The organism is Nonomuraea terrae (assembly GCF_044465245.1).
GTDB lineage: Bacteria > Actinomycetota > Actinomycetes > Streptosporangiales > Streptosporangiaceae > Nonomuraea > Nonomuraea terrae.
Window position 1 is genome coordinate 80742 of the sequence record NZ_JBITLL010000003.1, and the last position, 14251, is coordinate 94992.

Sequence of the window (14251 nt, forward strand, 5' to 3'; positions counted from 1 at the left end):
CCAACAAAAGGGGGACATATGCGTACATGGTGGAAGGTCGCGGTGGTCGCGGCGCTGGGCGGCGTGGTGGCGGCGGCCCCGAGGACGGCCAGGCGGTCGTCACCCACGACCGGCGGATCGACGGCCGCAAGTGCCAGGACACCGGCCCGGCCTTCGCCGGCGACCCGGAGTACCCGTACGCGGGCAAGCTCGTCAAGACGCTGAACCTCCGGCAGATCAGGACCCTCGACTGCGGCTCGCGGCCGCTGCCGGAGTTCCCCGGCCAGCAGGCCGCGCCCGGCGCGCGGATGCCGCTGCTGCGCGAGGTCTTCGACCTGGTCAAGCGCTATCGCGCCCACCAGGTGAAGCTGAACGTCGAGACCAAGGTCGAGGCGGGCGCGCCGCAGGAGACCGCGCCGCGTGAGCAGTTCGTCCAGGTGGCGGCGAAGGAGATCCGCGCGGCGGGGATGCTGCGGCAGGTCACCATCCAGAGCTTCGACTGGGGCGCCCTGATGCGGATGCGCGAGGTCGAGCCGCGGCTGCCGCTGGTGGCGCTGACCAACCCCGACTACCAGGGGGCGCCCGGCATGGAGGTGTGGCTCGGCGGGATCGACCTGGACGACTTCGGCGGCGACCCGCTGAAGGCCGTCAAGTCGTTCGGCGCCGGCGCCTTCTCCCCACTGCCCGGCTCGCCCGAGGGCAGCGGCGTCGGCGACCCGGAGTACCGGCCGTACGTGACCAAGGAGCTCGTGGACGAGGCGCACCGCCTGGGCCTCAAGGTCATCCCGTGGACCGCCGACGACGAGGCCACGATGAACGCGATGATCGACGCCGGCGTGGACGGCGTCATCACGAACTACCCTGACCTGCTGCGGAAGGTCATGGCCGAGCGCGGTTTCACGCTGCCGAAGGCGTACCGGCCGCACGGCAAGCGCTGACGACGAGTCAGTCCCCGATCGTGCCGCCGTCCCCCTTGCGGGCGGGGGCGAGCTCGCCCCGCGCGGGATGGAGGTGCACGGGTCCGTCCGGCCGGTCCGCGAGCGGCAGGCGCAGGACGAACCGGGCGCCCTTCGGTGAGTCCTCCACGCGCAGGGTGCCGTGGTGGGCGCGGGCGATGTCGCGGGAGATGGCCAGGCCCAGCCCGCTGCCGCCGGGATCACGGCGGCGGGAGTCGTCGAGCCGGACGAACCGCTCGAAGATGCGCTCACGGTTGGCCGGGGCGACTCCGGGGCCGTCGTCGGTGACCGCGACGACGGCCTGGTCACCGTCCTGCTCGACGGTGATCTCGACGGACGACTCCGCGTGCCGCTGCGCGTTGACCATCAGGTTGTCCAGGACACGGATGAGCTGCATCCGCGAGCCGCTGATCATCAGGCCGGTGGTGGCGCGGACGTTCATCGGCAGGCGGTGCGGCTGGAGCTTGACCTCGGCGGAGACGAGATCACCGAGGTCGATCGGCTCGGGCGGCGCGTCGGTGACCCGCAGCCGGGCGAGGACCAGCAGGTCGTTGACGATCGCCTCCAGCCGGTCGGCGGACGTCAGCGCGGTGCGGATCGTCTCGCGGGGATCGACCTCGTCGGGGTACGTCAGCGCCTCCTCCAGCTGCGTGCGCAGCCCGGCGAGCGGCGAGCGCAGCTCGTGGGAGGTCGTGGAGGCGAACTCGCGCTGCTGCCGTACGGCGCTCTCCAGGCGGGCGAGGGTCTGGTTGGCGGTGACGCTGAGCTGCGCGAGCTCGTCCCTGCCGGGAGGGACGGGCACCCGCAGGCTCAGGTCGCTCACGGTGATCTCGGAGATCCGCGCCCGGATGGCCTCGACGGGCCGCAGCGTACGCCCGACCAGCGCCCACGTGGTCCACGCCGCCACGGACACCAGCAGCAGGATCCCGCCGACGATGATGTGCTCCAGGCGGTGCGTGGACAGCACGGACGGCTCCGGCAGCCCGGCGAACACCACCCCCGCGTCCGCCTCGGGGGTCAGCCGGATGGCCATCAGCATCACGCAGTGGTGATCCTCGCCGCACTCGATGCGCCGCTGGAACCGGTCGTCGGGCGGGGGGCGCAGCGTGCTGAGCGGCACGGTGTCGGACGCGGCCTTGCTGGAGTCGACGACCCGCATGTGAGAGTCGACGATCTGGACGAGATCGACCGGAGGGTAGGCGGGCATGCGGTGCGGGACGATGCCGTTGCGTGCCGCCGCGCTCCACTGGCTGGCCACCCGTTCGGCCTGGTCGAAGGAGTCGGCCTGGACCTTGTAGCGGATCGTGAGATCGAGTGTCACACCGAGCAGCGTCAGAATGACCATTGAGAACACGGCCGCTACTACCGTGTACCGCGCCCGGATGGAGCGTGGCCGTGGCAGTGGTGACAATCCGGGTTCCTCCCCCGTCTTCCCCGTTCGGCGTCCTCGGCACCCCTCGGAGGTACCACACCATAAGGTGCGTATAAGGGACGTAGGGCCCCATAAAGGTGCAATAAGGACTTATATCCCCGAACCACTAGAGACGCATGACCATTCCTTGGCCAAGGAAGGGTCGAGATGAGCAAAGGACAAAGTCCGCCACCGGCCCCGCTCGGGACGCGTGACCGGATGAGCCGCAGGCGCACCCCCAGGTCCCACTACTCTCCCTTAGGACGGGTTTTGTGAGGGCGGAGGGATGAGTGACGGTCAACGGGGCGGCGGATCATCAGGCGGCGGATCATCAGGCGGCGGGCCCTCCGACGGGCAGGCGGGCCGGTGAGGCGGTCGGGCGGGTGCTCGGCACCCAGGCGGCCTCGCCGCTGTCGTTCTGGGTCGGCCTGGAGCCGGGCAAGGTCGTCCAGCTCGACGACGTGGTGGTGACCAGACGCGACGTGCCCGGCTACGGCCCCGTGCTGGTGGCGGGGGTGGTGACGACCGTGGAGGCACGCCACGAGGGCGCCGCGTACGACTCCGACGTCTTCCTGATCGCCGACGGCGCGCTGCCGGCGGCCGTGGTCGAGGTCGCCGAGGTGCGGGTGACGCGGGTCGAGCCGGAGGTGTTCGTGCCACCGCTGCCCGGCGCCAAGGTCTACCTCGCCGGCTCGGACGACCGCGACCAGGCGCTCTACTTCGACGTGATGGACCGCCGCATCCCCCTCGGGATGGGCCGCGACGGACAGCCGCTCTACGTGAACTTCGACTTCCTCGACGGCACCCGCGGCGCCCACGTGTCGATCTCCGGCGTCTCCGGCGTGGCCACGAAGACCTCCTTCGCCACGTTCCTGCTGTTCTCGATCTTCAACTCGGGGGTGCTGGCGGGCGAGGCGGCCAACACCAAGGCGCTGATCTTCTCCGTCAAGGGCGAGGACCTGCTCTTCCTCGACCACGACAACCTCCGGCTGGACGAGCGGGCCAGAGACGTCTACGGCCGGCTGGGGCTGCCCGCCAAGGCGTTCGGCAGCGTCCACGTGTTCGCGCCACCGCGCCCCGGCGACCCCAACGGCGTGCCGCACGTCGCCTCCCGCACGCAGGGGGTCAGCGCCTTCTACTGGACGCTGGTGGAGTTCTGCGAGGAGGAGCTGCTGCGGTTCGTCTTCGCCGACGCCGACGACGAGCGGGCCGGCTACTCCCTGCTGGTCGGCCAGGTCGCCGCGCGGCTGAAGGCGTGGGCCGAGCCGGTGGGCGACGGCGGCGCGGTCAGGGTGCGCGGCACGTCCTGCCGGACGTTCGGCGACCTGGTGGAGCTGCTGTCCGACGAGCTGCAGGAGGAGGAGGCCCGGCGCGAGTGGACGGGCGCGCAGACGCCCCTCGGCACGGTCAACGCCTTCCTGCGCCGGCTGCGCAGCGCCGTGCGCCCGCTGTCCCCGATCGTCCGCGGCGACCTGCCGTTCTTCCGCAACCACCAGGTGCGCACGTCCGACGCGCAGGTGTCGATCGTCGACCTGCACAACCTGCCCGAGCGGGCGCAGCGGTTCGTGGTCGGCGTGGTGCTGCGCGGCGAGTTCCACCGCAAGGAGTCCTCCGGCACCGCCCGGCCGCTGCTGTTCGTGGTGCTGGACGAGCTCAACAAGTACGCCCCGCGCGAGGGCGACTCCCCCATCAAGGAGATCCTGCTCGACGTCGCCGAGCGGGGCCGCTCGCTCGGCGTCATCCTCATCGGCGCCCAGCAGACCGCCTCGGAGGTGGAGCGGCGCATCGTCTCCAACAGCGCCGTCCGCGTCGCCGGCCGCCTCGACCCGGCCGAGGCCGCCCGCTCGGAGTACGGCTGGCTGCCTACGGCCGTCCGCGAACGCGCCACGATCGCCAAACCGGGCACCATGTTCGTCGCCCAGCCGGAGATCCCGGTGCCGCTGGCGGTGGTCTTCCCGTTCCCCGCCTGGGCGACCCGGCCCTCCGAGGCCGCGGCGCGACCGTCGGCCCGCACGACGGCCACGGGAGGCGACCCGTTCCAGGGCCTGCCCGGCGTCGAAGACGACATCCCGCCCTTCTAACCCCCAGGTGGTCTCGTGAAGATCCTGCACACCGCGGACTGGCACGTGGGCAAGGTGCTCAAGGGCCGTCCCCGCCTCGACGAGCACCGCGAGGTGCTGCGCGAGCTCGTCGGCGCGGCACGCACGCACGACGTCGACGCCGTCATCGTGGCCGGCGACCTGTTCGACACCTCGGCGCCGACGCCGGAGGCGCAGTCGCTGGTGCTCAACGCGCTCATGGCGCTGCGCGGCGACGGCCGCGACGTCGTGGTGCTGGCCGGCAACCACGACAACCCGCAGCTGCTTGAGGTCTACCGGCCCGTGCTGGGCAAGCTGGGGCTGCACGTGCTCGGCACGTTCCGGCGCCCCGACGCGGGCGGCACTCTCGCCTTCACCGCGCGCTCGGGCGAGCCGGTGCGCCTCGCGGTGCTGCCGTTCCTGTCGCACCGGTACGTCGTACGCGCCGCCGAGGTGCTCACCGGCACCGCCGCCGATCACAACCGCGACTACGCCTCCCGCGTCGGCGAGCTGATCGGCGCGCTCACCGCGGGCTTCCACGCCGACACCGTCAACCTGGTCACCACCCACGGCACGCTGCCGGGCGGCGCGTTCGGCGGGGGCGAGCGCGAGGCGCAGTCGATCTTCTCCTACTACTTCGAGCCGACCGCGTTCCCGCCCGTCACCCAGTACGCCGCCCTCGGCCACCTGCACCGCCGCCAGCAGATTCCCGGCCCTTGCCCGATCTGGTACAGCGGCTCGCCGCTGGCCGTCGACTTCGGCGAGGAGGGCAACACGCCGGGTGCGCTGCTGGTCGAGGTCACGCCGGGCCGGCCGGCCGTGGTGGAGGAGCTGGCGTTCGCCTCGGCCCGCCGGCTGCGCACCGTACGCGGCACGCTGGAGGAGCTGGAGGCCATCGAGCCGGGCGACGACTGGCTCAAGGTGATCGTGGAGGAGAAACCCCGCGTCGGCCTGGCCGACGACGTGCGCGGCGTGCTGTCGGGCGCCGTGGACGTCGTCCTGGACGAGCGGTTCAGGCCCGTTCCCGCCACCCGCAAGGCCGGCTCCCCCGACCGCAGCCCGCGCGAGCTGTTCCGCGAGTACCTGAACGCCACCGGCCGCCACGACGAGCAGGTGGCCACCCTGTTCGACCGGCTCTACGACGAGGTGACCGGCTGATGCGCCCCCTCCTGCTGCACCTGGACCACTTCGGCAGCTTCCGCGAGCCGGTGACCGTCGACTTCTCCGACACGGAGTATTTCGCCCTCGTCGGACCCACCGGCGCCGGCAAGAGCACCATCATCGACGCGATCTGCTTCGCGCTGTACGGCACCGTGCCGCGCTGGGGCCGGGAGAACGCCGTCGCCCACGCCCTGGCCCCCTCGGTCGCGGCAGGAAAGGTGGCGATGGTGTTCGACAGCGACGGCCGCCGCTACGGCGTGGCCCGCTCGATGGTGCGCGACGCCAAGGGGGCGGTGCGCACCAAGGAGGCCAGGCTCGACGAGCTCGACCCGGCCGCGCCGCTCGACCAGGTCTTCGACGCGGTGGTGCGGCCGATCGCCGAGGGTGAGAACGTCACCCCGGAGGCGCAGCGGGTGACGGGGCTTGAGTACCGGTTCTTCACCCAGTGCGTGGTGCTGCCGCAGGGCCGCTTCGCCGAGTTCCTGCACGCCGCGCCGCGCGAGCGGCAGGACCTGCTGGTGCAGCTGCTCGACGCCGACGTCTACGAGCGCATCCGGCAGAGCGCGGCCCGCGAGGAGGAGGCCGCCAAGCAGGCCGCCTCGTTCGCCCGCGACCAGCTCGCCAAGCTGTCCGGCGCCACCGACGAGGCCGAGCGGGAGCTGGCCGACCGGCTCGCGGCGCTGCGCCGGCTGTCCGACACCATCGGCTCCGACCTCGGCCTGCTGCGCTCCCGCGAGGACGACATCCGCCGCGCCGAGCAGGAGCGGGCCGCCGTCGCCGAGCGCCGGTCGGTGCTGGCGTCGCTGCGCATGCCCGCCGCGGTGCCCACGCTGGCCTCGGCCGGCCGCGCCGCCACCGAGGCGGCCGAACGGCTGGCCGCCGAGGTCGAGACCCTGGAGGCCGACGACCACGAGGCGTACGAGGAGCTGACCGCGCTGGGCGACCAGGGCGCGCCGCGCGCGGCGCTGGCCGCGCTGGACGCCCGCGAACGCCTGGCTGCCGAAGCCGCCCGCGCCCGCGCCGAGGCAGGCGCCGCGGCGGCGTCGCTCGGCGAGCTGGCCACCGCGCGGGAGACGGCCGAGCAGGCGCTGGCCGCCGCCGAGGCCCAGCGCGAACGCCTGCGCGACGCCCACGCCGCCGCCCACCTGGTCGCCCGGCTGGCCGTCGGGGAGCCGTGCCCGGTCTGCCGGCACCCGGTCGCCGAGCTGCCCCGTCACGACGCGCCCGCCGACATGCGCACCGCCGACCGGGCCCTGGCGGGCGCCCGCGAGCGGGCGGAGCGCGCCAGGTCCGCGCACGCCCGCGCCGAGACGTCGGCGTCCATGCTGGCGGCGCAGGCCGACCGGCTGGAGTCGGAGCTGGCCGCGCTGCCCGCCTCCGCCGACCGGGCCGCGCTCGAAGGCACGCTGGCCGCCATCGCCAAGGCCGAGGAGGTCGCCGGCGAGGCCCGCCAGGCGCTGCGGGCCGGCCGCGCCCGCCTCGACAAGGCGCGGGCCGCCGCCGCGCAGGCCGAACGCCAGGCCGAGACCGCCTGGCGCGACCTGGAGGCCGCCCGCGACCGGCTGCTCGTCTCCGGCCACCAGGACGACCCGCCGCCACCCCTCGACCGCGACGACCTGCACCGCGCCTGGACCGACCTGCTGGGCTGGCGCGACCGCGCCGCGCGGGCCGCCCAGGCCGCGCTCACCGAGCGCGAGGAGCGGCTCACCCGGGCGCGCGACCTGCTCGCCGCCCACCGCCGCCGGCTGACCGAGCGGCTGGCCGAGCACGGCGTGGTCGCACCTCCCGACGCCTCGCCCGACCAGCTCGGCGCCGCCGTCGCCACCGCCGTCGCCCGCGCCGACGCCGCCCTCGAACGCCTGCGCGAGGAGCGCAGGCGCGCCGCCGACCTCGAACGCCAGGTCGCCGCCAAGGAGCACGAGGCCAAGGTCGCCCACGAGCTGGCCCTGCGGCTGCGGGCCAACGCCTTCGAGCGCTGGCTGTGCGCCGAGGCCCTCGCCGTGCTGGTCGCCTCGGCCTCCGACACGCTGCGCGAGCTGTCCGACGGCCAGTACGAGCTGGCCCTGGCCGACAAGACCGGCGACATCGAGGTCATCGACTACGGCGAGGCCGGCATGCGGCGCAGCGCCCGCACGCTGTCCGGCGGCGAGACGTTCCAGGCCGCCCTGGCCCTGGCGCTGGCGCTGTCCGGCGCCGTCGCCCGCGGTCTCGACTCGATCTTCCTGGACGAGGGCTTCGGCACGCTCGACCCGGCGACCCTCGACACCGTGGCCACCACCCTCGAACGCCTCGCCGCCGGCCAGGAGCGCATGATCGGCGTCGTCACGCACGTGCCCGCCCTGGCCGACCGCGTGCCGGTGCGCTTCGAGGTCAGGCGCGACGGCAACGGCTCCCACGTGCGGAAGGCGGCCATCGCTCCATGACGGGCTTCACCGTCGACCCGTGGGATCCCGGCTACGCGGCCGCCCTCGCCGTCGAGAACCTCGCCGAGATGGGCTCCACCAGCGCCGAGCTGGTCCTCGACATCGAGCGGCCGGCCGGCGACTGGAAGCCCGTCACGCCCGGCCCCGGCGCGTCGGCCCCCGGCACGCTGCTGGTGGCCGACGGCGTGCGCAGGATCGACGCGCGGGTGTGGGTGCACGACCCGGACGCGCCGATGCCCGTGCCCGGCATCGCCGCCTCGTACGCGGCCGGGATCGTCCGGTGCGGGCCCGGCGGCGCCGACCTGGTGGACGTCCAGGTCAACCGGACGCTGATCTCGGCCTCGCCGCACGCGCCCGAGGTCAAGACCACGCACGCCACCTACCAGCCCGGCCGGGCCGCCGACGCGAGCTTCGAGGAGCTGTCGCTGGCGCTGCAGCGGCAGGTCACCCAGTTGGAGGTGGACCTGGCGGTGCGGCACCGCTCGCACGGCGACGACCTGCTGCTGGTGGACGGGCCGCTGCGGGGGCGTACGCACCTGCCGCGCACGGTGGGCTACATCAAGACGCACCACACGGCGTACCTGCCGCCGGCGCAGTCCGCGGTGGTCGGCGCGCTCGCCGCCGGGCAGCGCACACCCGTGTTCCTCATGGGCACGAGCTGGCGGCGGCACGCCTGGTACGTACGCCTGCCCGTCCAGTCGTCCGCGCCGTGGGCGGGCGTGGCGCGCTGCGAGGCCGGCGCCGACCTCGACCCGGCCGAGGCGGTACGGCTGGCCGACGCGGTCACCCTCGCCCTGCCGCCGCTGGCCGGCGTCGACTACAAGGACCCCCGTGCGCCGCAGAACCTGATCCCGATCGGCGGCCTGGAGAAGCTGCTGCGCCACCACCTGGGCGACGGCCGGCTGCTCTATCGCGCGCTGCGCACCGCGGCCGGATAGTCAGGGCTCGATCAGTCCGGCCCGGATGGCGTGGCGGGTCAGCTCCAGCCGGTCGCGCAGGCCGAGCTTGGCCAGGATGTTGGCGCGGTGCCGGTCGACGGTCTTGACGCTGATCACCAGCATGTCGGCGATCTCCTTGCTGGAGTGGCCCTCGGCGATGAGCTTGACGATCTCCTCCTCGCGCGGCGTCAGCACGGAGTCGGGGATCGTCTCGCCCTGCCGGTGACGCTGCAGGTAGTCGCGGATGAGCGCGGTGATCGCCCCCGGGTAGAAGAACGGCTCGCCGCGCATGGCGGCCCGGCACGCCTCCAGCAGGTCGCGGTCGGCCACCGACTTGAGCACGTACCCGCAGGCGCCGGCCTTGAGCGATTCGAAGAAGTACTGCTCGTTGTCGTACATCGAGAGCATGAGCAGCCGGATGCCGGGCGCGCGGCGGGAGATCTCGCGGGCGGCCTGGATGCCGGTCAGGCGTGGCATGGCGATGTCGAGGATGGCAAGGTCGACGTCGGCGCCGGCGTGGGTGGCCAGCTCGATCGCCTCGGCGCCGTCGCCGGCCTCGGCGACCACGGTCAGGTCGGGCTCGGCGTCGAGGATCATCCGCAGGCCGTGGCGCACCAGGGCGTGGTCGTCGGCGAGCAGGATGCGGGTCGCGGCGGTCACGACGACACCTTTCCGGTGGGAAGGGGAACGGTCAGCCGCACTTCGGTGCCGCCGCCTGGGCGGGCGTCGACGGTGAGGTCGGCGCCGATGAGCATGGCGCGTTCGCGCATGCCGCGGATGCCGGTGCCCTCCTCGATGGGGCCGCCGCGGCCGTTGTCGGCGATGCGCAGCAGCACGGTGCCGTCGCCGGCCGTCAGGGACAGCTCGGCGGCGGAGGCTCGGGCGTGGCGGGCGATGTTGGTCAGTCCTTCCTGGGCGATGCGGTAGATCACCAGCTCGGCCTCGCCGCCGAGGCCGGGCAGCCCCGGGTCGAAGCGGCGCCTCACGGGTACGCCGCTGACGTCGGTGAACTCGCCGGCCAGCTGGTTCATGGCGGCCATCAGGCCGAGGTCCTCCAGCACGCCGGGCCGCAGCCGCCGGGCGATGCGGCGTACCTCGTCGAGGCTGGCGCGGACGGTCTCCTGAGCGGTGCGCAGCTCCTCGCGCAGCTCGGCGGGGGCGCGGTCGAGGGTGCGCTTGAGCCCGAGCAGGACCACGGTGAGGCTCTGGCCGATCTCGTCGTGCAGCTCGCGCGCGATGCGCTGCCGTTCGGCCTCCTGGACGGCCAGCGCGTGGGCGGCGCTGGCGCTGCGCTCCGCCTCCAGCCGGTCGAGCATGGCGTTGAAGGTGGCGATCACCGCTCCGAGGTCGCCCGTCCCGCCCTGCGCGATGCGGGTCTTGGGACGCAGCAGGTCCACCCGCTCCATCAGCGTGGTCAGCGCGCTCAGCGGCGCCAGGCTGCGGCGCAGCAGGTACGCGTTCGCGGCCAGCATCAGGGCGAGCCCGGCGGCGAGGATCGGCAGCTCGGTCAGCAGCACCGGCGAGGACACCGTGGCCGGCGACAGCGCCAGCACCGTCAGCCCGGTGGTGAACACCAGCCCGTTGATGAGGGTGATCCGCCGGAACAGCGCCGAGGCCGTCGGACGCCCGCCCGCGTCATGGCGGGGTGCGGAGTACCTGGTCGCTGCAGCATTCATACCCTCCACCCTGCCCGTGACCAGCGGGTACTGTCCATCCGAGTCATCCCCCATACCGCACGCCGTCTCTACATGTCCGGCACCGGCCTGAATGGGTGGCAGCACCGATGGCGGAGGTGGGGTGTGGTCCCTGAGACTGGCGGGGGGATCCCCACCAGAACGAACAGAAGGGGCCCAGGCAGAAGGGGCCGGGAGAACACGCGTGACTTTGCAGCAGTTGTACGGCGTCCTGCTCGCCGGGGGCGTGGTCCTGCTGGCCTCGATCGCCGCCGCGCGCACCGCCACGCGGCTCGGGCTGCCGAGCCTGCTGCTGTTCCTGGCCCTCGGCCTGCTGCTCGGCGAGGACGTCCTCGGCATCGACTTCGACAACGCCCAGGCCGCCCAGACGCTGGGCACCGCCGCGCTGGCGATCATCCTGATCGAGGGCGGGCTGAGCACCCGGTGGAGCGACCTGCGCCGGATGCTGGCCCCGTCGGCGCTGCTGGCCACCTTCGGCGTGGCGGTCAGCGTCGTGGTCACCGCGGCGGGCGCGCACCTGCTGCTGGGCATGGAGTGGCGGCTGGCGCTGCTGCTGGGCGCCATCGTGTCCTCCACGGACGCCGCCGCGGTGTTCGCCGTGCTGCGGGCGCTGCCGCTGCCGCGGCGGCTGGCCGGCATCGTGGAGGCCGAGTCGGGGTTCAACGACGCGCCCACCGTCATCCTCGTGCTGGTCTTCAGCACCACGGCCGGGCTGCCCGATCCGGCGGACGTGGCCGGGCAGGTGGGCTACCAGCTGGCCGTGGGAGCCGTCGTCGGGCTGCTCGTCGGCCGGATCGGGGTGGCCGCCCTGCGGTACGTGGCCCTGCCGGCCAGCGGCTTGTACCCGCTGACGACGCTGGGGCTGGGCATCCTCGCCTTCGCCGCGGCCGGCGCCGCGAACGCCTCGGGGTTCCTGGCCGCGTACCTGGCGGGGATCGTGCTGGGCAACGCGGTGCTGCCGCACCGGGCCGCCACCCGGTCGTTCGCCGAGGGGCTGGCGTGGCTGGCGCAGATCGGCCTGTTCGTCATGCTGGGGCTGCTCGTCGACCCGAGCGAGCTCGGCTCGGCCGTGGTGCCGGCGCTGCTGGCCGGGCTGGTGCTGCTGCTGGTGGCCCGGCCGCTGTCGGTGGTGGCGTGCCTGGCGCCGTTCCGCGTGCCGCTGCGCGACCAGGCGTTCATCTCGTGGGCGGGGCTGCGCGGGGCGGTGCCGATCGTGCTGGCCACGTTCCCCATCGTGGCGGCCGTGCCGGGCAGCGGCACGCTGCTGAACCTCGTGTTCGTCCTGGTGGTCGTCTTCACGCTGGTGCAGGGGCCGACGCTGCCCGCCGTCGGGCGGTTGCTGGGGGTGGCGCGGGCCGACCAGCCGCAGGAGGTGGACATCGAGTCCGCGCCGCTGGACACGGTCGGCGCCGAACTGCTCACCGTGTCCGTGCCGCCCGGCTCGCGGCTGCACGGCGTGGAGATCTTCGAGCTGCGCCTGCCGAGCCCCGCCGTGGTCACGCTCGTCGTACGGGAAGGCCGGACGTTCGTGCCGGACGGCGGCACCCGGCTGCTCCAGGGCGACCAGGCGCTGATCGTCACCACCGGCGCCACCCGCACGGCCGTGGAGGATCGTCTGCGCGAGGTGGGCCGGGGCGGGCGGCTGGCCCGCTGGCACACGGCCACCTCCACAAGCCGGAACCCGCGCCCGCCTCGCCCCCGGCCCTCGTCCGGCGAAGCGGGCTCCCGGGGCCCGTCCGGCGAAGCGGACTCCCGGGCCTCATCAGGCGAAGCGGACTTCCGGGCCTCGGCCGGTGGTGCCGGCTCCCGGGCCGCAGCCGATGGGGCGCCTTCTCCCCCGCCGGACCGGACCGCCCGTTCGGAGCGGCCCGCCCGCCCTGAGGCCGCGCGACGTCCCGTGTCGGACACCGCGCGGCCCGGCGCACGCCCGAGGGGCCGAGGCGGAGAGTGAAGGGCTTCCCCCGGCGGCGCGTCCAGGACGGGCGCGTCAGGCGGTGATGAGGTCGGCGGCGCGTTCGGCGATCGCGATGACGGTCGCGTTCGGGTTCGCCGCGACGATCGACGGCATCACCGAGGCGTCCACCACCCGCAGGCCGTCGATGCCGTGGACACGCAACCTGGTGTCCACGACGCCGAACAGGTCGTCGCCGATACGGCACGTCCCGACCGGGTGGAAGTACGGCCCCGTCACGCTGCGCACGTAGGCCGCGAGCCCGGCGTCGTCCTGGACGGCGGCGCTGGGCAGCTCCTCCTTGCCCCGCCACCCGGCCAGCGCCTCGGCCTCGCCGACCTCCCGCGCCATCCGCAGCCCGGTCACCATCGTCTCGACGTCCCGCTCGTCGCCGAGGAAGTTGGGGTCGATCAGCGGGGCGGCAGCGGGGTCGGCGCCGGTGAGCCGGACGCTGCCCCTGCTGTGCGGCTGCATGAGGCTGAACCCGATCGTGTACCCGTGCTCGGGGCCGATCAGTGTCGGCGGGTGGTACATGATGTCCAGGAAGATCAGTTGGAGGTCGGGGGACATCAGCTCCGGGCGGGTGCGCACCATGGCGATGAGGTCGCTGTGCTGGTTGGCCGTCGGCGGGACGGGCTTGGTCGCGGAGTAGGTGATCCCGGCCAGCGGGTGGTCCTGGAGATTGCCGCCGACCCCCGGCAGGTCGGCCAGGACGTCGAGGCCGTGCTCGCGCAGGTGGGCGGCGGGGCCGATGCCGGAGAGCATGAGCAGCTGCGCCGACCCGATCGAGCCGGCGCTGAGGATGACCTCGCGTTCGGCCCGCGCGCTGCGGAGATCGCCGTTGATCGAGTACTCGATCCCGGTGCACCGGCCGTCCCTCACGACGACCCGGTGGACCAGCGCGCTGGAGATCACAGTGAGGTTCGGCCGGGTGAGGATCGGGCGCAGGTAGCCCTCGGCCACGGAGAAGCGCCGCCCGTCGACGATGTTCGTCTCCAGCCAGGCCACGCCCTCCTGGTGCTCGCCGTTCAGGTCGGGGGAGGTGGCGTAACCGGCCTCGACGGCGGCCTCGAGGTAGTCGTACGCGAGGGGGTGGCCGTTCCTGGGTGGCGCCACCGTCATCGGGCCGTCGGCGCCCCGGTGGCGCGGATCGCGCCCGGCTGCCCGCTCGGAGCGCTTGAAGTAGGGCAGCAGGTCGTCGTACGCCCAGCCGGTCGCGCCGTTCGCCGCCCAGGCGTCGTAGCTGCTGCGGTGACCGCGCAGGAACGCCATGGCGTTGATACTGCTGCTTCCCCCGAACACCTTGCCCCTGGGATAGGGGTGGACGACGTCCATCGTGCCGGACTGCGGCACGGTGACGAATCCCCAGTCGGCCGAGCTGCCGATCAGCGTGGGCCAGGCGGGCGGGACGGCCATCGACTCGGGACCGTCCGGCGTGCCGGCCTCCACGAGGAGGACCCTGGTCCGCGGGTCTTGCGACAGTCGCGCGGCGACCACACAACCGGCGCTCCCCGCCCCCACCACCACGTAATCGAAGGAGTGCATGTCTCTCCAGTCTCAGGTCCCCGGCGCTGGCCTCCCGTGCGAACCCCCGCAGGGCACGGCGAGGCAGCCGGGCGACGGGTGCCCCGTGCACCCGGATCTCCAGCCAAGCAGAGAG

At 73.7% G+C, this 14251-nt stretch carries 10 protein-coding genes; 6 read left to right on the forward strand and 4 right to left on the reverse strand.

Going from position 1 to position 14251, the window contains the following annotated elements:
• Window positions 1-26: 26 nt before the first annotated feature.
• A complete protein-coding gene (locus ACIBP6_RS12800; RefSeq protein ID WP_397051665.1) occupies window positions 27-917 on the forward strand; it encodes a glycerophosphodiester phosphodiesterase family protein in 891 nt (296 codons plus the stop codon).
• A gap of 7 nt (window positions 918-924) precedes the next feature.
• Here the strand turns inward: ACIBP6_RS12800 and ACIBP6_RS12805 are convergent, their stop codons facing one another.
• Entirely contained in the window at window positions 925-2256 is a 1332-nt protein-coding gene (locus tag ACIBP6_RS12805) for a sensor histidine kinase (protein WP_397051667.1), read from the reverse strand.
• 380 nt (window positions 2257-2636) lie between these two features.
• Between ACIBP6_RS12805 and ACIBP6_RS12810 the strand changes: the two genes are divergently transcribed.
• From ACIBP6_RS12810 to ACIBP6_RS12825, 4 genes are read left to right on the forward strand one after another with little or no spacing between them, the layout of a single operon-like run.
• Entirely contained in the window at window positions 2637-4427 is a 1791-nt protein-coding gene (locus tag ACIBP6_RS12810; RefSeq protein ID WP_397051669.1) for an ATP-binding protein, read from the forward strand.
• A 15-nt stretch (window positions 4428-4442) separates the two neighbouring features.
• Entirely contained in the window at window positions 4443-5582 is a 1140-nt protein-coding gene (locus ACIBP6_RS12815) for an exonuclease SbcCD subunit D (protein WP_132615440.1), read from the forward strand.
• Window positions 5582-8008, forward strand: a complete 2427-nt coding sequence (locus ACIBP6_RS12820; RefSeq protein WP_397051671.1) for an AAA family ATPase — start codon at window positions 5582-5584, stop codon at window positions 8006-8008. The genes ACIBP6_RS12815 and ACIBP6_RS12820 overlap by 1 nt, the downstream gene beginning before the upstream one ends.
• Window positions 8005-8946, forward strand: a complete 942-nt coding sequence (locus ACIBP6_RS12825) for a hypothetical protein (RefSeq protein ID WP_397051673.1) — start codon at window positions 8005-8007, stop codon at window positions 8944-8946. Before ACIBP6_RS12820 ends, ACIBP6_RS12825 begins: the two co-directional genes overlap by 4 nt.
• Here ACIBP6_RS12825 and ACIBP6_RS12830 read toward each other — a convergent pair whose 3' ends face one another.
• Complete coding sequence (locus ACIBP6_RS12830) at window positions 8947-9606, reverse strand: response regulator (protein WP_132615443.1); 660 nt, start codon at window positions 9604-9606, stop codon at window positions 8947-8949. It lies immediately after the preceding gene.
• Window positions 9603-10622: a HAMP domain-containing sensor histidine kinase gene (locus tag ACIBP6_RS12835; RefSeq protein ID WP_397051675.1), complete on the reverse strand. Its 1020-nt coding sequence runs from the start codon at window positions 10620-10622 to the stop codon at window positions 9603-9605. The genes ACIBP6_RS12830 and ACIBP6_RS12835 overlap by 4 nt, the downstream gene beginning before the upstream one ends.
• Window positions 10623-10824: 202 nt before the next feature.
• On the opposite strand from ACIBP6_RS12835, the gene ACIBP6_RS12840 reads away from it, so the two are divergent.
• Window positions 10825-12591 (forward strand): potassium/proton antiporter, encoded by a 1767-nt coding sequence (locus ACIBP6_RS12840; protein WP_397051677.1) that lies wholly within the window; start codon window positions 10825-10827, stop codon window positions 12589-12591.
• 36 nt (window positions 12592-12627) lie between these two features.
• Here the strand turns inward: ACIBP6_RS12840 and ACIBP6_RS12845 are convergent, their stop codons facing one another.
• Window positions 12628-14136: a GMC family oxidoreductase gene (locus ACIBP6_RS12845; RefSeq protein ID WP_397051679.1), complete on the reverse strand. Its 1509-nt coding sequence runs from the start codon at window positions 14134-14136 to the stop codon at window positions 12628-12630.
• Between the last annotated feature and the right edge of the window lie 115 nt (window positions 14137-14251).

What these genes read in the sequence shown, in the direction of transcription:
- ACIBP6_RS12800 (WP_397051665.1), top strand. Translation starts at nt 27, where the DNA reads ATGGTGGAAGGTCGCGGTGGTCGCGGCGCTGGGCGGCGTGGTGGCGGC.
- ACIBP6_RS12820 (WP_397051671.1), top strand. Translation starts at nt 5,582, where the DNA reads ATGCGCCCCCTCCTGCTGCACCTGGACCACTTCGGCAGCTTCCGCGAG.
- ACIBP6_RS12825 (WP_397051673.1), top strand. Translation starts at nt 8,005, where the DNA reads ATGACGGGCTTCACCGTCGACCCGTGGGATCCCGGCTACGCGGCCGCC.
- ACIBP6_RS12835 (WP_397051675.1), bottom strand. Translation starts at nt 10,622, where the DNA reads ATGAATGCTGCAGCGACCAGGTACTCCGCACCCCGCCATGACGCGGGC.
- ACIBP6_RS12845 (WP_397051679.1), bottom strand. Translation starts at nt 14,136, where the DNA reads ATGCACTCCTTCGATTACGTGGTGGTGGGGGCGGGGAGCGCCGGTTGT.